At 67.1% G+C, this 22325-nt stretch carries 22 protein-coding genes; 17 read left to right on the top strand and 5 right to left on the bottom strand.

From position 1 onward, the window contains the following. Nucleotides 1–94 precede the first annotated feature (94 nt). Nucleotides 95–1552: an RICIN domain-containing protein gene (locus AB0E90_RS20995; protein ID WP_360407840.1), complete on the bottom strand. Its 1458-nt coding sequence runs from the start codon at nucleotides 1550–1552 to the stop codon at nucleotides 95–97. A gap of 56 nt (nucleotides 1553–1608) precedes the next feature. Next, nucleotides 1609–3027 (bottom strand): pectinesterase family protein, encoded by a 1419-nt coding sequence (locus tag AB0E90_RS20990; RefSeq protein WP_360407837.1) that lies wholly within the window; start codon nucleotides 3025–3027, stop codon nucleotides 1609–1611. 283 nt (nucleotides 3028–3310) lie between these two features. Here AB0E90_RS20990 and AB0E90_RS20985 point away from each other — a divergent pair, with 283 nt between their 5' ends. From AB0E90_RS20985 to AB0E90_RS20965, 5 genes are all read left to right on the top strand, one after another. Further along, on the top strand, nucleotides 3311–5338 hold the full coding sequence (locus AB0E90_RS20985) for a sigma-70 family RNA polymerase sigma factor (protein WP_360407834.1): 2028 nt from the start codon (nucleotides 3311–3313) through the stop codon (nucleotides 5336–5338). Nucleotides 5339–5449: 111 nt separating this feature from the next. After that, nucleotides 5450–6022, top strand: coding sequence for a DUF4956 domain-containing protein (locus AB0E90_RS20980; protein WP_360407831.1), 573 nt, complete (start codon nucleotides 5450–5452; stop codon nucleotides 6020–6022). Further along, entirely contained in the window at nucleotides 6019–6747 is a 729-nt protein-coding gene (locus tag AB0E90_RS20975; protein WP_360407828.1) for a polyphosphate polymerase domain-containing protein, read from the top strand. Before AB0E90_RS20980 ends, AB0E90_RS20975 begins: the two co-directional genes overlap by 4 nt. An 81-nt stretch (nucleotides 6748–6828) precedes the next feature. Next, nucleotides 6829–8553 (top strand): carbohydrate-binding domain-containing protein, encoded by a 1725-nt coding sequence (locus AB0E90_RS20970; protein ID WP_360407825.1) that lies wholly within the window; start codon nucleotides 6829–6831, stop codon nucleotides 8551–8553. 140 nt (nucleotides 8554–8693) lie between these two features. Further along, on the top strand, nucleotides 8694–9572 hold the full coding sequence (locus AB0E90_RS20965; RefSeq protein WP_360407822.1) for a fructosamine kinase family protein: 879 nt from the start codon (nucleotides 8694–8696) through the stop codon (nucleotides 9570–9572). Between the two features lie 361 nt (nucleotides 9573–9933). Here AB0E90_RS20965 and AB0E90_RS20960 read toward each other — a convergent pair whose 3' ends face one another. Next, the gene (locus AB0E90_RS20960) at nucleotides 9934–10638 is read right to left on the bottom strand and encodes an alpha/beta hydrolase (protein ID WP_360407819.1); all 705 of its coding nucleotides are present in this window, start codon (nucleotides 10636–10638) and stop codon (nucleotides 9934–9936) included. A gap of 506 nt (nucleotides 10639–11144) precedes the next feature. On the opposite strand from AB0E90_RS20960, the gene AB0E90_RS20955 reads away from it, so the two are divergent. Beyond that, on the top strand, nucleotides 11145–11960 hold the full coding sequence (locus AB0E90_RS20955) for a hypothetical protein (protein WP_360407816.1): 816 nt from the start codon (nucleotides 11145–11147) through the stop codon (nucleotides 11958–11960). Between the two features lie 1297 nt (nucleotides 11961–13257). Here the strand turns inward: AB0E90_RS20955 and AB0E90_RS20950 are convergent. Continuing rightward, nucleotides 13258–13809, bottom strand: a complete 552-nt coding sequence (locus tag AB0E90_RS20950; protein WP_360407813.1) for a cysteine hydrolase — start codon at nucleotides 13807–13809, stop codon at nucleotides 13258–13260. After that, nucleotides 13806–14984 (bottom strand): hypothetical protein, encoded by a 1179-nt coding sequence (locus tag AB0E90_RS20945; RefSeq protein WP_360407810.1) that lies wholly within the window; start codon nucleotides 14982–14984, stop codon nucleotides 13806–13808. The genes AB0E90_RS20950 and AB0E90_RS20945 overlap by 4 nt, the downstream gene beginning before the upstream one ends. A 711-nt stretch (nucleotides 14985–15695) precedes the next feature. On the opposite strand from AB0E90_RS20945, the gene AB0E90_RS20940 reads away from it, so the two are divergent. From AB0E90_RS20940 to AB0E90_RS20890, 11 genes are all read left to right on the top strand, one after another. Beyond that, nucleotides 15696–16064 (top strand): DUF6284 family protein, encoded by a 369-nt coding sequence (locus tag AB0E90_RS20940; RefSeq protein WP_360407807.1) that lies wholly within the window; start codon nucleotides 15696–15698, stop codon nucleotides 16062–16064. Between the two features lie 123 nt (nucleotides 16065–16187). Then, nucleotides 16188–17300 carry a hypothetical protein gene (locus AB0E90_RS20935; RefSeq protein ID WP_360407804.1) on the top strand — a complete coding sequence of 371 codons (1113 nt, stop codon included), beginning with the start codon at nucleotides 16188–16190 and terminating at the stop codon, nucleotides 17298–17300. A 90-nt stretch (nucleotides 17301–17390) separates the two neighbouring features. After that, a complete protein-coding gene (locus AB0E90_RS20930; RefSeq protein ID WP_360407801.1) occupies nucleotides 17391–17570 on the top strand; it encodes a hypothetical protein in 180 nt (59 codons plus the stop codon). Nucleotides 17571–17582: 12 nt separating this feature from the next. Then, a complete protein-coding gene (locus AB0E90_RS20925) occupies nucleotides 17583–17771 on the top strand; it encodes a hypothetical protein (RefSeq protein ID WP_360407798.1) in 189 nt (62 codons plus the stop codon). A 10-nt stretch (nucleotides 17772–17781) separates the two neighbouring features. Further along, nucleotides 17782–18234 (top strand): DUF3307 domain-containing protein, encoded by a 453-nt coding sequence (locus AB0E90_RS20920; protein ID WP_360407795.1) that lies wholly within the window; start codon nucleotides 17782–17784, stop codon nucleotides 18232–18234. Between the two features lie 77 nt (nucleotides 18235–18311). Continuing rightward, nucleotides 18312–18521 (top strand): hypothetical protein, encoded by a 210-nt coding sequence (locus AB0E90_RS20915; protein WP_360407792.1) that lies wholly within the window; start codon nucleotides 18312–18314, stop codon nucleotides 18519–18521. A 12-nt stretch (nucleotides 18522–18533) separates the two neighbouring features. Beyond that, the gene (locus AB0E90_RS20910) at nucleotides 18534–19199 is read left to right on the top strand and encodes a DUF4097 family beta strand repeat-containing protein (RefSeq protein ID WP_360407789.1); all 666 of its coding nucleotides are present in this window, start codon (nucleotides 18534–18536) and stop codon (nucleotides 19197–19199) included. Between the two features lie 14 nt (nucleotides 19200–19213). Next, nucleotides 19214–20908, top strand: coding sequence for a TraM recognition domain-containing protein (locus AB0E90_RS20905; RefSeq protein WP_360407786.1), 1695 nt, complete (start codon nucleotides 19214–19216; stop codon nucleotides 20906–20908). Between the two features lie 22 nt (nucleotides 20909–20930). Further along, entirely contained in the window at nucleotides 20931–21143 is a 213-nt protein-coding gene (locus tag AB0E90_RS20900; protein ID WP_360407783.1) for a hypothetical protein, read from the top strand. A 14-nt stretch (nucleotides 21144–21157) separates the two neighbouring features. Further along, nucleotides 21158–21781, top strand: coding sequence for a hypothetical protein (locus AB0E90_RS20895; RefSeq protein WP_360407780.1), 624 nt, complete (start codon nucleotides 21158–21160; stop codon nucleotides 21779–21781). Nucleotides 21782–21869: 88 nt separating this feature from the next. Further along, the gene (locus AB0E90_RS20890; RefSeq protein WP_360407777.1) at nucleotides 21870–22325 is read left to right on the top strand and encodes a hypothetical protein; all 456 of its coding nucleotides are present in this window, start codon (nucleotides 21870–21872) and stop codon (nucleotides 22323–22325) included.

Here is a 22325-nt window from a genome sequence, read left to right as displayed (position 1 = left end):
TAGACCCGGTGTCCGACCAGGACGTGTACGGAGTGCGACGCCGGCCGGAGCTTTTCCGCTCCGGCCGGCGTCTCCCCTCATCCCCGAGTAACAGCTACATGGCGATGTTCGCCTGCGGGCCCGAATACGTCTTGACCAGCGACGGCACGTCGGCCGCCGGGTCCAGGGTGTACGAGTAGAAGCTGCTCGGCGTGAATGCGGAGCCGCCGCTCACCTGCTTGCCGGTGCAGCTCACGGCGATGCTGCCGGACTGTTTGAGCTGGCCCTTGGTGGTGTCGTCGATGTTCCACGGGTTGTTGACGTGGTCGAAGTAGCTGTTCTCCAGCACCATCTTCGTGCTGCCGCGCGACAGGTTGCCGTACGAGGTGATGTTCTGCAGGTAGTTGTTGTAGAGGTGCGCGTAGAGGACGTTGTCGGTGCTGGGGTTGCGCTGCGTCGAGGCCTGGGTCCAGTTGTGGTGGATGGTCATCCGGGCGGTGACGTTGTCGGTCCAGCCGATGCCGTACGTCTTGTTGTGCGCCCCGAAGATGTTCCAGGACGTGGTGACGTACGTGGTGTCCTTGCGGCTGTCGATCATGCCGTCGTTGATGTTCTGGAACTTGTTGTGGTCGATCCAGACGTGGTCGGCGGTGTCCATCTGGATGCCGTCGTAGTCGTACGTCTTGTCGTCCGGGTCGTCCTCGGTCATCGCGGTGTCGCCGATGGTCAGGTTCCGGATGATCACGTTGTGGATGCCGGTGCCGAGGAAGATGCCGCCGGCCTTGATCCGCCCGGTGGCGCCGACCCCGATCAGGGTCTTGTTGCTGGTCACCGGGATCTCGTAGCCGTAGGTCGGCACGGTGATCGTCCCGCTGATCCTGATCACGTAGGCAGCGCTGGCCGTCGCGTACTTCAGCAGGTCGGCGTAGGTCGTGACGGTGACCGTCGTGCCGCCGGCGCCGCCGGTCGTGCCGCCGCCGGTCGAGGCGAAGCCGTCGGCCGTGTTGGACCAGGTGCGGCCGCCGGTCGATCCGCCGGCGGAGACCGCGTTGAAGGCCCACTGCTTGTTGGTGTTGGCCGTGCAGGTCTCCTGGATGATCGCCGCGCCGCTCGCCGTCGAGGCGGCGGCGTCACTCAGGCACAGGCCACTGTTGACGTTGATCACCTGGAACGTGTTGGTGCCGCTCGCGACCAGCGTGAACAGCTGGTTGGACTGAGAGGAAACGCACGTGTACTGCTGCAGCTGCACACCTGAGGTCTTCGACGCGGCCGGCACGTCGATGCACTTGCCGCTGTTGACGTTGACCAGTTGGTACTGCGAGCTGGTCACCGCGGTCAGCTTGAACTGCTGCCAGGCCGCGCCGTCGGTGCAACCCCACTGCTGAAGCAGCGCACTGTTGTCCTTGGAGCCGGCGGTGACGTCGATGCACTTGGCGCTCTTGGTGACCGCGAGCTGGTAGGTGCCGCCCGCCGCGGGCAGCGTGGCCGCCTCGGAAGGCATCATCGAGACCGCGACCAGCACGGCCGGAACGGCGACGGCCGCGACCGCCCCGAAGATCAGTTTCTTTCTCACTGAGTCACCTTTCGTTCGCGACTGCGGGGCTCGCAAAACCGGCTCACTCCTCGCGCTCACAGTGGGTTCCATCCATCCGTGCCGGCAAGGTACTTCTGCGGGGTGTAGCTGGCGGCCGTCGAGTCGGACATCTGCGGCCGGTTGCTGTTGGTGGTCGCGCCCGAGCCGGTGTTCTTGTATTCGTAGAAGCGCGCGTTCTTCCACGAGTTGCTGGACATGTCGATCCACGGCTGGGCGGTGGCGAGCGCGGCGCTCAGCGACGACTCGCGGTAGAGCACCTGCGCGTCCGCGCCCCACGGGCGGCCCAGCTGGGTCTTGCCGGAGGCGGCGCCGGTGATCGTGCTCTTGTAGAACAGGAAGCCGTACGCGTTGGCCGCATCGGTCTTCGCCGCCGTGATCGGGCCGCCGGTCGAGCGCTTCTCGTAGATCGACGAGGCGTTGAACACCGCGGTGCCGCCGCCGAAGATGAAGTCGACGGTGCCTTCGACGTACGAGCCGGTGTAGTACGACCGGCCGGCGTTGACCAGCAGCGTGTCCTGGGCGCCGAGGAAGCGCACGTTGTTGAAGACCGACTTGTCGGCGTTGACGTTGGCGGCCACCGCCTGGCTGCCCTCGCCGTAGTCGTTGGACATGCTCAGGTTGGTGGCAGCGAAGTCGTGGCCGTTGACGAAGACCGTGGCGCTGCCGGACGTGCCGTAACCGCCGGCCGAGCTGTGGTTGTTCACGATCACGGTCTGGGCCGCCGATGATCCGAGACCCTGCAATGTCACGTACGGCTTGTTGGCCGGGATGGTGACGATCTCGCGGTAGGTCCCGGCCTTGATCGTGATGGTCCGGCGGGTGGTGTTGTTCGCCGGCACGGCGTCGATGGCGGCCTGGACCGTCTTGTACTGCCCGGTGCCGTCGGCGGCGACCGTGGCAGCGGTGGTCGAGCCGCCGTCGACGGCATTGAACGCCCACTGCTTGTTCGAGTTGGAGGTGCAGGTCTCTTGGATGATCGCGGCCCCGGACGCGGTGGATGCGCCCTGGTCGGAGAGGCAGAGACCGCTGTTCACGTTGACGATCTGGAACGTGTTGGTGCCGTTGGCGGTCAGCGTGAACAGCTGGTTGGACTGCGACGACACGCACGTGTACTGCTGCACCTGAACGCCCGAGGTCTTGGACGCTGCCGGGATGTCGATGCACTTACCACTGTTGACGTTGACCAGCTGATACTGCGAGCTCGACACCGCCGTCAGCTTGAACTGCTGCCAGGCCGCGCCGGTCGTGCAACCCCACTGCTGAAGCAGCGCGCTGTTGTCCTTCGAACCGGCGGTGACGTCGATGCACTTGCCGCTCTTGGCGACCGCCAGCTGATAGGTGCTGCCCGCGGCCGGAAGGGTCGCCGCCGAGGACGGCAGGGCGGCATAGACGATGGCGGCCGTGGGGACGCCGATTGCCAGCGCGGCTACCAATATCCGTCGTTTTGTGGACAACAGTCCGTTCCTCTCGCCTAAATGGTGACAGACCGTATGGGAGCGCTCCCAATCCGTCACCATGCGTGTTGCCACCTGGGGGAAGGCGACACCCAGGTAGATGCGAGGCGGGCCGGGCGACAACAAAAACCGCGAAAACTTCTTGGTTGTCGCTCCCGGGATCGGCGTGTAACTATGGCGCCGTCTTCCGTTGTCGCAGTTCATGCCACTCCCCTGCGTTCGCTGTAGCGACAACTGTCTATGTCGTGGGTCGCCTCGACCGCGTCCACGAGAGGAAGGGCGCATGGTGACTCAGAGTCAGATCGCTCCCGAGGTTGCCCGGCTCGTCCGGGATGCGCAGGACGGCAGTGGCGGTGCTCTCGACGAGCTGATCGCGCTCCACATGCCGCTCGTCTACAACATCATCGGGCGGGCGCTGGCCGGTCACCCCGACGTCGACGACCTCGTGCAGGAGACCATGCTGCGGGCCGTCCGCGGCCTGTCCGGGCTGCGCGACCCGGACCGCTTCCGCTCCTGGCTGGTGTCCATCGCGTACCGGCAGATCCAGCTCTATCTGCGCTCCCGCAAGGCAACCCGGATGCGCCGGGTGAACGAGCCGATCGAGGTGGCCGACCCGCGCGGCGACTTCGCCGACCGCGCCGCGGCCGAGATGGTCGTCGCCGACCAGCGGCGGGAGCTGGCCGAGGCGGCCCGGTGGCTCGACGACGGCGATCGCCGGCTGCTCGGGCTGTGGTGGCAGGAGGCCAGCGGCGAGCTCACCCGCACCGAACTCGCCGAGGCCCTGGAGGTGCAGCCCAAGCACGCGGCCGTCCGGGTGCAGCGGATGAAGGCGCAGCTCGACGCGGCCCGCGGGGTGGTGCGGGCGCTGCGCGCCCGGCCGCGCTGCCCGGAACTCACCGATCAGCTGCGCCGGTGGAACGGGGTGGCCGATCCACTGTGGCGCAAGCGGTTCGTGCGGCACATCCGCGAATGCCCGATGTGCGAACCGCGCCGTTCGGGCCTGGTCGCGCCGGAGGAGCTGCTGCTCGGCATGGGTGCGCTGCCGGTGCCGGTCGGCCTGCTGGCCGGCCTCAAGGCGACCGCGCTGCCGGCCAAGTTCTCGCTGCTCGGGCTGCTGCAGCACAAGACCCTGACGGTGGCGACGGCCACCACCGTGGCCGTCGGCGGCGGTCTCGCGTACGCGGTCTATCACGAGGCCCTGCCGCCCGGCGACGACACGGTGACGGTAAGCCCGACGCTGACCCGGTCGGCCGAGCCGGGGACCGCCCGGCGGGTGCAGACGACGCCACCCGCACCCGCCCCCACCAGCGCCGTCGCCGCCGTGCCGGTAGCCGACATCTTCGTCGCGCCCGGCGGCTCCGACTCCGGCAACGGCAGCGTCAAGAAGCCGTACGCCACCCTGGCCAAGGCCGTCGCCGCGGTCAAGCCGGGGCAGACCATCGCGGTGCGCGGCGGCACCTATCGGCCGGCCGCGGCGATCTCGATCGAGGTCAGTGGCACGGCGGCCAAGCGGATCGTGCTCACCAACTACGGGAACGAGAAGCCGGTCATCGACGTGTCCGGCATCCCGGCCAACCAGTGGGCGATCACCCAGTCGGCGGCGTTCTGGACGGTGCAGGGGCTCGAGGTGACCGGGGCGCGCAGTCACGCGTACGTCTGCCTGGCCTGTCATGACGTGGTTTTCCGGCGACTGTCGATGCACGACAACGCCGGCGCGGGTCTGATGTTGCGCAACCCGGGCACGGCGAACAACCAGGTGCTGGACAGCGACTTCAGCAACTCCAGCTCCGGGTTGAGCATCCAGTTCGGCGCGGGCGCCGGCAACCTGGTGCGAGGCAATCGGGCGTACGGCAACCGGGCCGCCGGATTCGACCTCGGCGGGTTCACCGACCCGGTGGCGATCGAGTACAACTGGTCCTTCCGCAACCAGACCGGGTTCGCGCTGGCCGGCAGCGACGTGGCCGCCGCGCACAAGCTGCGGCACAACGCGTCCTGGAGCAACAGCGGGAGCGGTTTCACCGACGACGGCGCGACCGGGGCAGTCCAAATGAGTAATAACACCGCCTGGCACAACGGCGGCAGTGGATTCGCTTTCCCGAACTCGCCCGTTCTGCTGCGGTCCAACGCGGCCGCCGACAACCCGGTGACCGTGTCCGCGAATGCCCAGCTCAGCCGCAACGACTGGGCCTTCGTCTTCGGCTCGACCGACCCGAAAACCGCCGAGGGCCCGCGCCCGCCGAGCGGCCTGCTGCCGCAGTCCGTCTTCCTGGTCACCGGCAACGGTGTGGGTGCATCGATGGGCGGCTATTGATTCACAGGTGATTCTTAGGTTGTTTCGAGCATCTTCGACCTAACCTGACTATCGACGTTCATCGATAGTTCACCCGTTGTTTGAAGCGGGATTAGCAGGAGGTCGCCCAAGATGCACCGGCTCGCACTGTTCGCGATCGATCTCGTAGCGGTGTCGATACTGGTCTTCGGCCTCTACTTCCCCCGGCACCGGCGCCGGGATCTGGTTGTGGCCTACCTCGGCGTCAACGTCGGCGTGCTCGCCGTCACCGGCGCACTCAGCGAAAGCACGGTCGGCGCCGGCCTCGGACTTGGCCTCTTCGGCGTCCTCTCGATCATCCGGCTCCGCTCCACCGAGGTCGACCAGCGCGAGGTCGCCTACTACTTCTCGGCGCTCGCCCTGGGCATCCTCGGGCCGCTGAACTCCGGACCGTTCTGGCTGAGCCCGGCGCTGATGTCGCTGATTTTGACGGTTATGTACTTCGGTGACCATCCTAAGCTGTTCCGCACCTATCGCCGCCAGACGCTGGTGCTCGACTCGGCGATCACCGACCACGTCGCGCTGATCGCCCAGCTCGAACAGCTCCTCGGCGCCCGGGTGCACTCCGCCGTCGTGGAGCGGGTCGACCTGGTCAACGAGACCACGATCGTCGACGTTCGTTACTCGCACGCCTCCCGGGACCGCGCGGTGGTGGCGGCCCGATGAGCGCGCTCGCCACGCTCGAGCCGATCTCACTGGACGAGCTGCTCGAGAAAGCCTCGCTGCAGACCCGGGTGGACCGCAAATACGTGCTGCCCCTGAGCGAGGCGCTCGACCTGCCGGCCCGGCTCGGCGGCCAGGCCCGGGTCCTGGAGATCGACGGGCAACGGACCTTCCGCTACCGGTCCACCTACTTCGACACCCACGATCTGATCAGCTTCCGGCTCGCCGCCCACCGTCGGCGCCGCCGGTTCAAGGTGCGCACCCGCACCTATCTCGACTCGGCACTGTGCTGGCTGGAGGTGAAGACCGAGGGGTACCGCGGCGGGACCGTCAAGGACCGGCTGCCGTACCAGACGTGCGACCACGAGACCGTGACACCCGGTCGCTGGTTCGTGGACGACATCCTCGGCACCTCCGTCGGATCACTCACCCCCGTGCTGACCACCAACTATCGGCGAGCCACCCTGCACGTCTTCGCCGACGACTCCCGGGTCACCATCGACACGTCACTGAGCTGGACGGACCCGTCCGGCTTCGGGCTGCACCTGCCCCAGCTGGCGATCGTCGAGACCAAGACCCGGTCGGCCGCGTCCCCGGTCGACCGGCTGCTCTGGGCCGACGGCCGCCGTCCGGTCCGCATCTCGAAGTACGCGACGGGCCTCGCCGCCCTGCGCCCGGAACTCCCGGCCAACCGCTGGGGCCGGACGCTGCGCCGCTACTTCGTCTGACACTCCCCATCACGGCACCACGAGCGACGCGAACACCCGCGCCGCCAGACACCCATACCCCAACGATCGGACAAAACCCCCATGTCACGCACCCCACTGCGCAGACGCGCGGTAGCCCCCGCCGTCCTCACCGCGACCGCCCTGGCCATCTGGGCGGGCGGCACGGCCATCGCGGGCGCCGCACCGGTCACGACGCTGGCTGCGGGCCCCGCCGCCGCCACCGCGCTCGCGGCCAACCAGGCCAGTCACGACAGCACGGCCGATCACACCTGGAACGAGTCGGACGTCGCCACGGTCACCCTGACCGGCACCGGCGCCACCTCGACCAGCTCGAACGTGACCGTCTCGGGCAGCACTGTCACGGTCGGCGCGGCCGGCACCTACCGGTTCTCGGGCTCGCTCACCAACGGGCAGATCGTGGTGAACAGCACCGGCACCGGCATCGTACGGCTGATCCTCAACGGTGTGACCGTCACCAACAGCACCGCGGCCGCGGTCAACGTGATCGCCGCCGACGAGGTGATGGTGTTCCTGCAGGCCGGCTCCACCAACCGGCTCACCGACGGGTCCACCAACGCGAACGCGGCCCTCGACTCGGCCGCCGACCTCACCATCGACGGCACCGGCACGCTGGCCGTCACCGGCAACGGCAACGACGGCATCTCCAGCGCCGATGGCCTGGTCATCACCGGTGGCACGATCACCGTCACGGCCAAGGACGACGCCATTCGCGGCCAGGACTACGCGATCGTCACCGGTGGCACGATCACCGCGACCGGCGGCGGGGACGGCATCAAGTCGGACAACGACGAGGACACCACCCGCGGGTACGTCTCGCTGGCCGGCGGCACCGTCAACCTGACCTCGACCGGCGACGCGGTCCAGGCCTCGACCGACGTGATCATCTCGGGCGGCGTGCTGACCACCAAGTCCGGTGGCGGCAGCACGGTCACTCCCGGTGACACGTCGACGAAGGGTCTCAAGGCCGGCGTGCTCGTCGTGATCAGCGAGGGCACCAACACCATCGACGCCTCCGACGACGGCATCAACTCCGACGCCGCGGTCACCGTGGACGGCGGCACCACCAAGATCGCAAGCGCCGACGACGGCGTGCACGGCGAGACCACCGTCACGGTCAGTGCCGGCACGGTCAACGTCACCAAGTCGTACGAGGGTGTCGAGGGCCTGAAGATCTACGTCAGTGGCGGCAGCGTGAGCTCCACCGCGACCGACGACGCGTTCAACGCCTCCGACCCGACGTACGGCGAGATGCAGAACTCGCCGAACGCGCTCATCTCGATCACCGGTGGCACGGTGATCGTCAGCGGCGGCACCGACGGTCTCGACTCCAACGGCGCCCTGGCCATCGGCGGCGGCAACGTGATCGTCGCCGGGTCGCCCACCCGTGGCGGCGGCGAGGGCGGTCTGGACTCGAACGGCGCGCTGACCATCACGGCCGGCACGCTGGTCTCCTCCGGCCTGAGCGCCAGCACGAGCACGCTGCCCACCTCCGGTCAGGGCTGGGTGTCGGTGACCTTCAGCGCCAACCAGGCGGCCGGCACCGTGGTGCACCTGGCCACGACCTCGGGCACGCAGATCGCGTCGTACCAGTCGTCGAAGATCTTCAAGGGCATCATCTTCTCGTCCAGCCAGATCACGCGCGGCACCACCTACGCGATCTACACCGGCGGCACCGTCTCCGGCACCGCGGTCGGCGGCGGGCTCTACACCGGAGGCACGCTCTCCGGCACCCAGTCCACCACCGTCACGGCGGGCACGCAGACCTCCAGCGGCGGCCCGCGCTAGTTGCGGTTTTCCCGGGGCCGGGCAGCCTCAGAACGGCCAGCGCTGCTCGGCCCCGGCCCGCACCAGCGGAATCATGGCGAGCAGTCGGGAGCGGCGGCTGCTGCGGTTGGGGGGTTCCCACCGCGTACATTCGCTGGGTTATGCGTGAGTTTCTCGCCTTGATCGAGCCGGTCGTGGCCTCGCATCTCGGTGTGCCGTGGCGCGCCACCGGTTTCACCGATCTCGGCGACCGCGCCTCGCATCGCTGCGGTATCTTCCGCGGCTCGCCGATCGACGTTTTCGCGAAGCTCAACACCGGCGGCGAAACCGCTCCCGAGCTGCGCGGTCTGTCACTTCTCCGGTGCCACGGGGTGCCGGTTCCGACGCCGATCGGAGAGGTCCCGGTGGCTGGCGGCACCCTGCTGCTGCAAATCGCCATTCCGGAGATCTCCGAGCGCACTCCCGCGCAGTGGGCCGCCATCGGGCGCGTGCTGGGCACGCTTCATCGGGTGTACGGCGAAAGCTTCGGTCTCGATTTCGACGGCTTCTTCGGGCCGCTTCCACAGGACAATCGACCGTGCCCGGATTGGCCGTCGTTCTACGCCTCCCGCCGCCTGTTGCCGCTGCTGCGGATGGCCGTTGATGCCGGACATCTGGATTCGGCGCTATCCGCCGGAGTGTCCCGGGTGATCGACCGCCTGCCGTTGTTGTGCGGGCCAGAAATGCGCCCGGCACTGCTGCACGGCGACGCCCAGCAGAACAATTTCCTGACCGCCCCCGACGGCGCCTACCTGCTCGACGTGTCGCCCTATTACGGCCATCCCGAGGTGGACCTGGCGCTGCTGGATTACTTCGCGCCGGTACCGCCGACCGTTTTCGACGCTTACCGTTCGGTGACGCCGATCGATCCGGATTTCCCGTCACGCCGCGAATTGTGGCGCCTGCACGGATACCTGGCGGTGATCGCCGTCGACGGCGCGTCCGATTTCGGGCGACCCTTCCTCGCGCGCGTCGCCGACGTGATCCGCCGCTACGGCTAGTTACTTCAGGGTGGCCAGCACCAGGTCGACGGCGCGCGGGATCGCGGCGCGGGACGAGTCGTCGTCGTCCTTGACGTCGAAGCTGTGGTGACCGTCCGGAACCGGAGGTCCGCCGGAAGCGGGCCACCGTGCACGAACAGCACCGCGGGCCGCGGCGTCGTCACGTCGTCGGGCGGAAAGAGATCGACAGAACCGTGCCGCTCGTCGTCGCGGATCGTGACGGCAGGACTAACGGCTTGAGGATATCCATGGCTCGGAGGCCATCGACGATGATCGGCGGCCGCGATCGGGTATCAGACCCCTCCGACGCTCGATGAAAGGCCAACATCCCTGAAAAAGGGCACCCGCGAGGCGTCGTTGATCACTTCATGGTGGCAAGCACCAGATCGACGGCGCGCTGGATCGCGGCGCGGGAGGCGTCCTCGTCGTCCTTGATGTCGAAACTGTGCTGGCCGTTCGGCACCTCGACGATGTCGAGCCGGGTCTTCGCGGCGTCGACGAACGCCCGCACGGTCTCCTGCACCGCCGGGTCCTCGCGGCCGACCCTGGTGAGCACGATCGGCAGGTCGCCGGCCCCGGTCACCGCCTCGGCGGGCAGGAAGCGCGGGTCACTCGGCCAGCCCGGCAACGGCGCCAGCAGCGGGTAGCTGAAGGCGACGCAGCGCAGCCAGGCCGGCGGCTCGCGCAGGTAGTCGGCGCTGAGCGGGGAGCCGCCGGAGAAGAACCAGAGGGCGATGCGGTTGCCGTCGACCCGCGGGTCGGCCCGGATCAACTCCACCGCGGCCCGCACGTCACCAGCCGGCGTCGCATAATCGGCGGGCGTCCGCAGGCCGTGGTCGACGGTGGCGCCGACAACGCCACGGCCGGCAACCAGCGAGCCGTAGGCCTGGAACATCGGCCACTCCCGCGGCGTCGGCTTCATTTCGGCCGGGAGCGGTCCGCCGTGCACGAACAACACCGCCGGCCGCGGGGTCGTCACGTCGTCGGGTGGATAGAGGTCCACGGTGCCGTGCCGTTCCGCTTCACGATTCGTGACCGGCAGGACGAGCGGCTTGAGGATATCCATGGTCCGGAGGCTATCGATGACGATCGGCGACCGCGATCGGGTATCAGACGACGTAAGGCCCGGTCGAATGACCGGGCCTTACGTTCCGTCTTACCTATGGGGTGACCGACGGGACTTGAACCCGCGACCCCCGGGACCACAACCAAGGTTACGGCGGCCCGGAAACGCCGCGTGCTCAACGTTTGCACAGGTAAAGGGCAACAGCATCCCAGTCGATCAAGTCGGATGACCGCGCTTGGGAGCGAATACGGCTCCCCCACCCGCTCCCACTTTCGCTCCCCACTTGCGAGGCAGTAGACGACTGCTGCGGCCGGCCCACCCCACCGGCTACCGAGTGCGGCGGGTTGTCTCCAAACCGTCTCCAGCCACGCTCGCCGCGCTGTCTCCGGGCAACGGGACCAACGGACTCGGAGGCCCCGGTGTCTAAAGAGGGGGTATGGCGCGCGACCGGTCCCGTCCAAAAAGACCACGCGCCCAGCATGCCGACGCAAGTAAAGTGCTCCGCCATGGAGCCCACTGACGCCCTCCGCTCGATTGAGGTTGCCCTCCGACTTCTCATCGTTGAAGTGCTTGGCGACTTTTGGCAAGAATGCAAAGGCAGCCCAGATATGGATAACATAAAATCACGACGAGAGGAGGAGGCTAAGCGCCGCGACGGCGTCTCCGTATCACGCAGTCTTATCGACTACACGGAAACATATCATCTGACCAACATCATCGAAAAGAACTGGGATAAATTTCAACCAGCCTTAACCGACAGGAACAGGACGTTTGCGTACTTCGGCATAATTGCCGACGTCAGAAACAGTATTGCGCATAGTAGAGAACTAGTACCCTTCGAGCGCGATTTAATATCCGGGGTCGCGGGACAGCTGCGTAACCAGATTTCCAAATTTCGCAGCGAGCGGGCCTCCGCAGGTCGCTACTACCCCTTAATTGAGACGGTGCGCGACGACCGTGGAAATGAGGGCGCCGACATGACACTGGGAAGCCTGACAAGCATTATGCGACTCAGCGTCGGCGAAACCATATCGTTCGAAGGCTCCGCGGTCAGCGCAAGGGGCAAATCGCTGAGATGGTACTTTTGCAGAGGATTCAGTCACCCAATGAATGGTCCAACCTCAAAAAGTACGGTAGAACTCGCCGAAGGTACGTCTGTTCAATTTAGCTATACCGTATCCGAAGAGGACGTGGGAGAAAGCTTTTACTTGTACCTTATGCTCGTCGGCGAATCGCGCTATCACCGCGAAATGCGCAACATTAATCCTTTCGACGACTATCGAGCATTTGTGTACTCGATCAACCCACCAGATGACGAATGAAAATTCGCCCTCGCACGGGCAGTCGACAGCATCATTTCCTTCGGTACTACCGCGCCGAACCACTAGACGCCCCACGCCATCGCAACCAAGACGGCTCTGCGGGCTCGGCATTCATTCGCATCGACAGGCGGACGCTCTGCGCTTCATGCGTCCTCGACAGCATTTGGCGCTGGAGACTGAGCACCTTCAAGCTCCCGCCAAGCACCAGGGCCGGCGGCCTCCGTCAGCCTCTTGACCATGGCCAGCGCGTCTTCTTCCGATGCATAGTCCCAGCGCAACACCTTGCCGGTGTCGGCATCCACCCTGACGGGCCGTTACGCGATAGCTGACCGTAAGCCATATGTCTCGCCTCACGAGTCGTCCCCACGCACCGTTCCACCATCGAGCTACCAGCGCCATGACGATCAGGGTAGTAGCACAAGTGTTCGATTGCGTTGGCAATGTCGTCGACAGGATTGATCGTGGTCGCTTAGGGTGCCAGCGTGATCACAATTGTCGATGCCCTGCGACATCGGTGGGCCACGGTCAGGCGCTGTTACGAGGGCTGGGAGAGCCGCCGCGTGGCGAGGCTCAGCCGCTGGTCGAGCCGCCGCCGCTGGGCGTTGCTGGTCTTTCTGCCAACAGCCCTGCTGTGCTGCGGCGGCACAACACTGGGCATCCCGATCGCCTGGGTGGCGCGACAGACGATCGACGCAGGGCGAGGGGCGCCCTCCCCCGATGCGGCGGCCAACGAGTACCTGATGCGGCTCTCGTACGGCAACGACGCTGGACTCCTGCCGTTGCTCGACGACGACCGACAAAACAACCTAGTCAGTCAGTGGCGCAACTACCGTGCCGCGATGCTCTCGGCCGACCCTCCCCCGTTCCGACTCGATTTCGGCTCACTCGACGTCGGTCCGTCGACCGGCGGCCGAGCCGATGTGCGCATCGAGGTTCAAGCAGTGTGGTGGAGCACTGACGCGAACGGGCGGGTAGGCGGATACACCAGCTCTCCCCGTGCTTGGATCATCGAGGCTCGCGACGATGACGGTTGGCGGGTTTCGCGGGTAAGCGCGCCGCCGTGGTGTGGGCCTGACGGCTACGTAGAAGAATGTGGCGCTGTCTCGCCATCGCCCACTACGGCGGCCTCCATCCCGTCACCTTCACCGTCAACCGATCTTTTTAAGAACCCCCGCGAGATGCTTCGCTGCGGTCTCCGCGACCCATTCCGCGAGATGCACTCATGCCCGCCGACCAGCTCGCCCGGGCCGACCGCCAGCGCCAACTAGCGCCGTTCATCGCGGTCACGGAATTCACGTCAGACGGTTGCTGCCCCATTCGGCAGAGGAGCGTCCGCGACACCGATAATCTGCCCTTGACCGATAAAACGGCGAATGACGAGCATCCCAGCGTCATGGGCTTCCTGACCGGCATGACTGGCTGACGCCTCCGTTATGACCCAAGGGGTTAGGTCTCGCTCGAAAGCGTCGACGGCAGTCTTCAGGACGCAGCTTTCGGTTGCGATCCCGCAAATGTAGATATCTTTCCATCCTTTCTCACGAACAAGGCTTATGCCTTCTTGCGAGAACAGGCTGTAAATCTTCTTGTCAAGGACAAAAGAATTCCGCGCCAACGGTACGAGTTCAGGGACAATGTCGATTTCGGGCGAGTTCTGCAGTTTCTCCCAATGAATCATGCGCTCGAACGGGCTGCCCGGATAGTTGAGGTAGCGCGTAAATACGACGTCTCCACCCTCAGCCTGCCATCGTTCCACCAGATCAGCGATGATCGGGACAACGGGCGCAGAAGATGGTCGGATGAAACCATTTTGGACGTCGACAACTACGAGCACCGATGACTTCGGGATCATCTGCCATTCCCTCCGACGACCTCACGCAGCGTTTCAATTACTTGAGCCAGGTTGCTTTCAAGCTCGCAAGTGGCAAGGATCGCGTTCCGCATCGAACGATGCTGTTCGTTTTCCTGAGGCCTAGCGTTGGTGATGCGTGAGCGCGCGCCCCGCACGAACCGCCAGCCAAATTCTTCCGGCACGATGGGATCGACATCGCGCTCGACCATCCGGTTTAGGTGGTCTGAGTAGGACCACAGGGCCTGGACGGCGAGTTCGCAGTGCACCAAATCATCCTCGGCTAGGGCTCGTTGTTTTGCCATCGGAAAGTATACGACGCCGGACCATGAGGCGTACCCGATAGAGATACCCTTAATGCCGAACGACACCATATCAGCATGCTCGAAACCTTCAGCCAAAAGACTCCGCTCGACCAGCTCGGCATGCGGGAGTGAGTTCTCCGGATCTACATCGCGCTCCAGGAGCACCTTAGGAATGGCAAGGATCCGCAAGGCCGTGTCGAGCATTTCCCCGCTCCACGGAGCCTTATCAACCCAATACGCGCTGAGGATGTATGAGGCTTCAGTGTCATCGTGCCCGACAAGTTCGCGCATCTTTCTTGTAGCCCAGCCCATGTTGTCCTTGTAGGACTGGATGCGCCAGACACTAAGCGCCGCAATGTTGGGCAGCGCGAGATCTTCGACTAGATGAAGAATCACGATTCCGAACGGCCAAACATGTAGATCGCACTGCCCATTGATCACTTCTACCGGGACAACCTTGCAATCGAGCCAGTGCCTCACGTCGCCGATTGCCAACGGATCAGACCGGAGCCGAGCCGCAGCCTCGACTCCGACAAATGCGGGGATGAACTTATGCGACCTGACGATCAGGTTACGTTCATTTGCTGTCTCAGTGTCAACTGAGCCGAATAGCTCATGAGGGGTTGCCTCGTATGCGAGGCAGTAAAGCTTGCGGTACGTCTCGTCACGAACTTGCACGCGACCGGTCTCGTGGCGATACAGAGACTTTTCGAGCGACTCGATATCGGGGCACCCTGGCAGGTTGTCACGCCAGATGCGGTGCAGCTCGCGCGCCGCACGCCGCCGTGACGTCCAACCGCGCGCCTCCCGCTTGGCAGCCAACACCAGGTTCGGTTGCAGTTGCCGGCTGTCCGCGTTCCTGTCCGTGGACATGTCCCCTGTCCCTCCCTGTCCGGGTCTGTCGACTGCCGCCGGGGGCCATGCAACGGCCAGTGTGGATGCATGACCAAGACGACGGGTAACGCTCAGGTGGTGACCGCTCGCTTCGGCCCCGGTGGCGCTGGGGGGACACCGTTCTCCCGCGCCAACTTCCTGACGTATGCGGCAGTGAATGGCGAGAGCCGCTCAACTTCGGATGGTCCGATGCCAGCCCGTAGAGCCGCTAGAACCGCCTCGATCGCCTGGCGCCGAGCTTCCTCGTGTGCGGCTTCTGTTCGCTCGTAGCGACGCGTAGCCGCAGCTAGAGCGCTTTTCGCATCGGTCATAGGCAACACAGTACCGCTACCCACTTGCGCAACTCGCTGTCGTATCGCTACGGTGATGCGCAACAAGGAATCGCTACACAGATTCGGAACTTCGGATCGTGTGACTGCTCTGAACTGCCGGAAGGTCTCCGGCACGGCGGACGTGGCTTCGGCTGCACCGTTCGTGACCGGCCCGCCGTGCGCTTGTCCATTGAGAACTGAATACGTGACAACGGGGTTGCCCCGGGTGTCGGCCGTTGACTTTGTCCGGCCGCAAGACCTGTCCGCTCGGAGGCTCAACCGACGTCGCGACTTCCCTTGATTTTCGCTGGTCAGCGCGGCATTCGGCCGTGTTCGCGTGCTGGATGCCGCGCTGGCTCGTCCTTCGGAGGAATCTCCCGTGAGGGATCTCGAATACGACATGGAGCCGACGCTCGCCGACCTGGCGGCGATCGAGCTTGAGGAACCACTGATCCGCGCTGAAACCGACTTGGTCGATGCCGAGGTCGGCATGCTGCATGCCGCTGACCGTGGCGGTCCGACGAAGCTGGACCGGCGCCGGTTGCGCCGGGCGAACCGGCGGGTCCTGTATGTGGCGCTGACGTTGGCCTTCGGGCGTCGGCACGAGTTGTGCCGGCCCTTCCAGGAGGACGAAGTCGGCATGTCGAACTGCCGCTGGGGCTGCAAGGTCTACCGCTGCGCTGAATGCGGCGAGGAACAGTTGCGGCACTCGGCGATCTACGGCTGCCGCACGCCGCTGGCGGCCTGAAGGCTGCATGGCCCCGTGCTTGGCCTGCTTCTTCGTGTGCCCCTTTCACTTCCCAAGCCGCCGAGCTGTTCGTCCCCCGGCGTGCGTGACTGCCCCTTGCCCCGTCCCTGAGAGGACAAGCCCATGACCGCCGCGACCGCTGTCCGCAGCGCCTACCCGCCCGCAATCGCCGACCTGATGCCCAAGGCGATCGAGTTGACCAAGGCCCGTGACGGCGAGCTGCCGTCCCGCAACCGCCTCATGAAGGACCTGCACATCGGCTCCGACAAGGCCAAGGCCGTGCTGGACGAGCTGGTCAAGTTGGCCGAGCGGGACCAAAACATCAAGGACCTGCACACCGTGATGGTGCGCCGGGGCACTACCGCCCCGCGAATTCCGCTCCACCTGGTCCCGGCCAAGCCGGCCGAACCCGAACCACCCGTCGAGCCGGAAGTTCTACCGCCGGACCCCGCGAACTCCACGCCTCCCGCCGGAATTTTTCCGGCCACGCCGCTCCCGTCGACTGTCGGGCCGGCGGTCCCCGGCATGACGGCGGATGCGATCGCGCCGAGCCAGACGCGCGGCACCGGCCCGTTCTACCTGGTTGCGCTGGTCTGCTCCGGGCTGAGCCTGGACACCGCGTTCCGGTTCTTTGGCGAGCACATGGGCATCACCGGCCTGATCGCCGGTTTCCCGGCCGAACGTGCCGCGTTATGCGGAGTGGGCGAGCTGACCCTGATCGCCTGCGGGTACGCGATGCGGCACAACGTGCGCCGCGACGGCAAGGCGGGTGCCGCTCAACTGGTGGCCCTGATGCTGTGTACCGCGGCGTCATTCATGGCGGTCGCTCTCGATGGGCCGGTGACCGGTCTGCTGCGGGCGTTCTTCGGCCCGATCCTCGCCCTGATCACTTTGCACCTGGCCCTCGGGATCGAGGTGCACGTGCGGCACGGCAAGAGCACCGGTGCCCTGGCCCGGATCGGCCGCGAGCTGCGGGAGCGGCTGCTGTCGCGGATCGGCCTGGCCGACGACGACCGGCCGGCGCTGACCCGCTCTCGCGATCGCGCCGCCGACCGTGCGGCCCGCCTGGCCGCCGGGCAGACCGTGCTGTTGCGCCGCTTCCGGCTGGCCCGCGCGGTCCGTCAGTCCGGCGCCGCACTCGATCCGCGTGCCCGTGCGCGGCTTCTCGCTCAGCTCAACGCGCAGCGGACCATCGGTGACCTGACCAGCATGTCTGCAACGTCGCCCTGGAAGTAGCTCCGCCCGGTCGCACGGCTCAACCGACCAAAGCAGCGCCGTGCGACCGGTCTCCCATCCAGTCGCCAGGACCTTCAGGAGGTCACCAGTATGCGCGTACACGAACCCGAACCCGTCAAGCTGGTCAGGCTCGCCGGCGAACGCGCCGACCGGCGCCGTGAGGCGATCACCGAGGACTCGCAGAGGGCGCGTGCCGTTGCCGGGCCGCGGGATCAGCGGTCGATCGGTGTGACGCGTCGTCCGGTCCGTGACGACGCCGACGAGATGTGACGGCGGCCCGCGATGAGGCGCCGACACCGACTGACCCCGGAGGCTGCGGCGGTGCTCGCCGCGGTCGCTTCCGAGTCGCTGCCCTACACCGACCCCCGGGCCGGCTATCCCGCCGCGGCGACCTACCGGTCCACACGCACCCCGAACCCTTCACCCGCACCGTCCACCGGCCAGCGCCGGGCCGACGGCGACGAGATCTGAGCGGCGGCCGATGATGACCCCCGCTCCGGCGTGCTTCGCCGCCGTGTTCGCCGCACTGTTCGTCGCGCATCAGGTCGCCGACCACTGGGTGCAGACCGACCACCAGGCCGCCTGCAAGGGCGGCCCTGGCTGGGAGGCCCGCCGGGCCTGCGCCGCGCACATCGTCACCTACACCGCGACCGCCGTGGTCGCTCTGCTCGCCATGGCCGCGGCCACTGGCCTGCCGCTGAGCGCGGGCCGGGCCGCTGCCGGGCTGGCGGTCAGCGCGGTGACGCACTACGTCGCCGACCGGCGTACGCCGCTCAAGTGGCTCGCCGAGCTGTGCGGTTCCTCCCGGTTCTACACCCTCGGCGCGTGCCGGACCGGCCGCGACGACAACCCGTCGCTGGGCACCGGCGCGTACGCGCTTGATCAGTCCTTTCACTACGCGTGGTTGTTCGTCGCCGCGCTGATCATCGCCTGATCCGTCGCGCCTGCTGATGGGTGCGACGCGTCCGCCTCCTGCACAACCTCAATCCCTTTGCGAAGGGCGGAGCGTCCATGACTTCCCGCAACTGGGATCGGTCCCCCGAGACACCTGTTGAGAAGCGGTTTCACGACCTGCGAGGGGCCGGCTACACCGGCCCGTTCGACTGGGACACCGGGCAGCCCTGCACGGATCCCGAGACCTTGGCCATTTTCGGTGCCCTCGATCGGGCGACCGAGCGAGCGCTAGCGGCCGAGGCCGACGGCACGGCCGACGAGTTCTGAGACGAGGAACCTATGACCACGGTGGAGCACACCGCCCGACAGACCGGGCCGATCACGCTGCACATCGACACCCAGGCCGCAGACGTACAGGTCGTCGCTGACCCGCGCGTGACCGGCACGATCTTCGAACTGTCCACACCGGATACAGACGGCGCGGCGGTCGATGCGATCCGCACGGCCCGGTTCCGCGACGACGGCGCCGACGTCTACCTGACGGTGCGCAGCGAGGGCACCACGATCAACGGCCCCGTCCAGTTCGGCAACGGCAACGTCCAGATCAACGGCATGACCATGACCAACGGGCGGATCGTCGTCAACGGCATGGTGGTCAACGGCACCAACTTCGGTTCTGGTCCCATCACCGTGCGGGCGATCACCGAACCCGGCTCGGCCGTGGACGTCAAGACGATGTCCGGCGACGTGGTCACGAAGAACGTCGCCGCGGTCCGGGCACGCACGATGTCCGGCGAGATCCGGGCCGAGGGGCTGAGCGCCGATTCGGCCCTGAAGTCGATGTCCGGGGACATCAGGGTCAGCGGTACCGGCGACGGCGCTGCGCCGCTCGTCACGGCGACGACGATGTCCGGTGACGTCTACGGCGTCGGCGTCGATCTGGCCGGTAAGAGCATGTCCGGCCGGGTGTGGCAGCGGCGGGCCTCCGCCGTTGACGAGTGGTGAGCGGAGCGATTCCGATGACGCTCACCGCGAAGACCCTGGTCCGCTGTGCGGGTGCCGGGCTGCTGCTGATCGGCGCCGGCTGGATGCTGGCCGGGCATCCCGGCCACCGGCTGCACGGCACCGTCTTGATGCTGGCCGGGCTCGGCGTGGCCGTGGTTCCGGCCTGGGTGGGGATGGGCCGCACCGGCTCGAATGCCCTGATCGGCCGTTGGGACCGGCACGGCCGCCGGCATTCCGGCACCGCGTCGCGCTGGGACATCTGGCGCACGTCGTCGGCGTGGGCGATGCGGCGCAAGGCCGCCGTGATCCGCCCCTCCCTCGCCGGGATGCCGTGGTGGCGCCGCTGGCGGGCACCGTTGCTCACGTTCGCCGTGCCGCTGGCCAAGTCCGGTCGGCAGACGGTGTGGACCTCCGGTGAGGAATCCACGCTGCGCATCGGCATCCCCGGCACCGGCAAGACCGCCGAGTTGGCCAACCGGGTGATCGACGCGCCGGGCGGCGTGGTGGTCACCTCCACCGCCACCGACCTGTATGACCTGACCGCTCCGCTGCGGCGTAAGGCCGGGCCGGTGCAGGTGTTCAACCCGGGCGGGCTCGGCCGGCTCCGGTCGTCGCTGCGCTGGTCTCCGCTGTCCGGGTGCACCGAGCCTGCGACCGCTGCCCGGCGGGCGGCGGACCTGATCGGCCCGCTCGAGTCCCAGGGCGCTGAGGGTGCCCGGTGGGCGGCGCAGGCCCGCCGCGTGCTGGCGGTATGGCTGCACGCCGCCGCGCTGGGTGGCTTCCGGATGGCCGACGTGCAGGCGTGGTGCACCGACCCGGACACCGCCCGGGAATCGATCCTGACCGCGCTGAAGACCTCCCCGCAGGCCACCGCGATGCAACAGGCGGCGGCGCAATCGGTCGACATGTCCGCCCGGACCCGGGACGGAGTGATGCTGGCGATGGCGCCGGCGCTGGCCTGGACCACGCTCCCGTCGGCGGCTGAGGTGGGCGACCCGGAGCCGGACGCGCAGGTGTTCACGGTGGCCGAGCTGACCGACCGGCGCGGGGCACTGTATCTGCTCGGCGACGACGACGGCACGGTCGGCCCGCTGGTTGCCGCCCTGGTCGCGGAGATCGCTAATCAGGCCCGCCACGAGGCCGCCGTACGGCCGGGCGGCCGGCTCGATCCGGGTTTAACGATGGCGCTGGATGAGGTCGCCCTGGTCTGCCCGACCCCGCTCGACAAGTGGATGGCTGAGCTGCGGAAACGCTCGATCACCATTCACGCCGCGTGCCAGGGCCTCGGGCAGTTGCGGGAGCGGTGGGGCGCCGACGGCGCGTCGATGATCCTCAACTCCGCCGCGGCGGTGCTGGTCTACGGCGGCTGCAAGGACGCCACCGACCTACGCGCGTTCGCCGAGCTCACCGGCGAACGAGAGGAGACCACCGACACGCGCGACAGCGACGGGCGGATCACCTCCACCACGACCCGGCGGGTGCCGGTCGTCTCCCCGGCGCAGCTGGCCGGGCTGCCCAACTTCCAAGCCCTGCTGATCCGCCGGGGCATGCGTGTCGCCCTGGTCAGCACACCGATCGTGTGGAAACGCCGCGACCTGCGGCGCGCCGCGAAACCCGCCAAGACCCGCCCGGCGTTCTCGCTGCGCTTCACGCGCTCCCCGAAGCGCCGCCCGGCCACCGACGCCAGGCCCGCCCAAACCGCCGCTTGACCTGCAAGGAGAGCCCCCTGCAATGAGCCACCCGAACCCGTACGCCCACTTGAACCCCCGTCAGCTCGGCCTCGCCGACGAGTTCGAGATGGAGGCCGGCATCGATGGTGCTGACCTGCGAGACCTGCTCAGCACGGCCGCGCTGAGCCGCACCGACAAGGCCGCCCTTGCTCAGGCGTGGGGCGGTCCGGAGGCCGCCGCCGAGTACCAGTCCGACGACACCGACGAATTCTGAGGAGAGGTCAGCAGATGACCACCGAACCCGATCACGAGAGCTTCGACCCCGATCGTCACTCCGACACGTACGAGGCCCTCGCCCGCCGGTGCGAGGCCGGCGCCAAGGAGCTGGAGTACGAGGCCGCGCACGCGGCTGAGATCCTGCCGACCCGGGCCGGCGGCGACCGGATGGACCCGCAACAATGGGCCGCGCAGAAACTCACCGCCGCGCAGGCTGCCCGCGACTACGCCGTGGGCCTGCGTGCCGAGGCCGGCGAACACGACCCGCTCACCCCGATGGAGCCCGGCCGACTCGCGCAGGCGGAACAGGTGGCGTCCGCCGCGAACCTCGGCGGCATCCTCATCGACGGTCGCGGCCCGGCTGAACGCCAGGCGCAGTCCGACTCCGTCTTCGACGAGAACCACCGTCGGGCGTGGGAGGCCGGTGAGCATCCGTCGCAGATCAAGGCCGCCGAGATCGAAGCAACCGGCCGATTCACGCACGTCGCCGAGACGATCGACGGCCATGAGCAGGTGCCGTTCTGGCAACTCGGCGGCAACACCGACGAGGCCGCCCAGCGCCGCGCCGACGAGGGCGGGCACCGGTTCGAGCCGTTCGAAGGTCACCGCGGCGACGAGGCCGAGGACGAGTTCTAGGTCCGCCCGGCGGCACGGCCCTATGGCCTCAGAAACCGTGCCGTGCCGCCGGTCCTCCCACCTGCACACAGCAATGGAGAGGACCCCAATGGTCCCGCAGCCCGAATCCGACCCCTACACCCGCCCTGACGTCCTGACCACCGGCGTTGCCCCGATGAACCGCGTCGCGGACTGCGCCGCCGATCTGCTTCCCGAAGAGGTGGCCGACCACATCACCGAGCTGCTCACCGGGCTCGGCCGGTCCGCCAACGCGATCGCCGACCGGCTCGCCGAGTCCGGCATCACCGGCTACCGCGACGAAGCGGACCGCTGCCCGATCGCCCGCTACCTGCGCCACGCGGACCCGTCGCTGCGCTCGGTCGTCGTACTCGACGGCGTGATCGAGATCTGCACCGATCGCGACGTCGAAGTCACGGTTCCCGCGCCCGAACCGGTGCGCTACTTCGTCATCCGCTTCGACCTGAATCGCTATCCCCGGCTGGTCACATCCACCCAGCCCAACCCCCTCGCAGACCCGGGCACCACGATCCGGAAGGAGGAATAA

Source organism: Actinoplanes sp. NPDC026619, assembly GCF_040638295.1.
In the GTDB taxonomy this organism is placed as follows: Bacteria; Actinomycetota; Actinomycetes; order Mycobacteriales; family Micromonosporaceae; genus Actinoplanes.
This window is presented reverse-complemented; position numbering and strand designations above follow the sequence as displayed.

What these genes read in the sequence shown, in the direction of transcription:
- AB0E90_RS20985 (WP_360407834.1), top strand. Translation starts at nt 3,311, where the DNA reads ATGGTGACTCAGAGTCAGATCGCTCCCGAGGTTGCCCGGCTCGTCCGG.
- AB0E90_RS20980 (WP_360407831.1), top strand. Translation starts at nt 5,450, where the DNA reads ATGCACCGGCTCGCACTGTTCGCGATCGATCTCGTAGCGGTGTCGATA.
- AB0E90_RS20975 (WP_360407828.1), top strand. Translation starts at nt 6,019, where the DNA reads ATGAGCGCGCTCGCCACGCTCGAGCCGATCTCACTGGACGAGCTGCTC.
- AB0E90_RS20970 (WP_360407825.1), top strand. Translation starts at nt 6,829, where the DNA reads ATGTCACGCACCCCACTGCGCAGACGCGCGGTAGCCCCCGCCGTCCTC.
- AB0E90_RS20965 (WP_360407822.1), top strand. Translation starts at nt 8,694, where the DNA reads ATGCGTGAGTTTCTCGCCTTGATCGAGCCGGTCGTGGCCTCGCATCTC.
- AB0E90_RS20960 (WP_360407819.1), bottom strand. Translation starts at nt 10,638, where the DNA reads ATGGATATCCTCAAGCCGCTCGTCCTGCCGGTCACGAATCGTGAAGCG.
- AB0E90_RS20955 (WP_360407816.1), top strand. Translation starts at nt 11,145, where the DNA reads ATGGAGCCCACTGACGCCCTCCGCTCGATTGAGGTTGCCCTCCGACTT.
- AB0E90_RS20950 (WP_360407813.1), bottom strand. Translation starts at nt 13,809, where the DNA reads ATGATCCCGAAGTCATCGGTGCTCGTAGTTGTCGACGTCCAAAATGGT.
- AB0E90_RS20945 (WP_360407810.1), bottom strand. Translation starts at nt 14,984, where the DNA reads ATGTCCACGGACAGGAACGCGGACAGCCGGCAACTGCAACCGAACCTG.
- AB0E90_RS20935 (WP_360407804.1), top strand. Translation starts at nt 16,188, where the DNA reads ATGACCGCCGCGACCGCTGTCCGCAGCGCCTACCCGCCCGCAATCGCC.
- AB0E90_RS20930 (WP_360407801.1), top strand. Translation starts at nt 17,391, where the DNA reads ATGCGCGTACACGAACCCGAACCCGTCAAGCTGGTCAGGCTCGCCGGC.
- AB0E90_RS20925 (WP_360407798.1), top strand. Translation starts at nt 17,583, where the DNA reads ATGAGGCGCCGACACCGACTGACCCCGGAGGCTGCGGCGGTGCTCGCC.
- AB0E90_RS20920 (WP_360407795.1), top strand. Translation starts at nt 17,782, where the DNA reads ATGATGACCCCCGCTCCGGCGTGCTTCGCCGCCGTGTTCGCCGCACTG.
- AB0E90_RS20915 (WP_360407792.1), top strand. Translation starts at nt 18,312, where the DNA reads ATGACTTCCCGCAACTGGGATCGGTCCCCCGAGACACCTGTTGAGAAG.
- AB0E90_RS20910 (WP_360407789.1), top strand. Translation starts at nt 18,534, where the DNA reads ATGACCACGGTGGAGCACACCGCCCGACAGACCGGGCCGATCACGCTG.
- AB0E90_RS20905 (WP_360407786.1), top strand. Translation starts at nt 19,214, where the DNA reads ATGACGCTCACCGCGAAGACCCTGGTCCGCTGTGCGGGTGCCGGGCTG.
- AB0E90_RS20900 (WP_360407783.1), top strand. Translation starts at nt 20,931, where the DNA reads ATGAGCCACCCGAACCCGTACGCCCACTTGAACCCCCGTCAGCTCGGC.
- AB0E90_RS20895 (WP_360407780.1), top strand. Translation starts at nt 21,158, where the DNA reads ATGACCACCGAACCCGATCACGAGAGCTTCGACCCCGATCGTCACTCC.
- AB0E90_RS20890 (WP_360407777.1), top strand. Translation starts at nt 21,870, where the DNA reads ATGGTCCCGCAGCCCGAATCCGACCCCTACACCCGCCCTGACGTCCTG.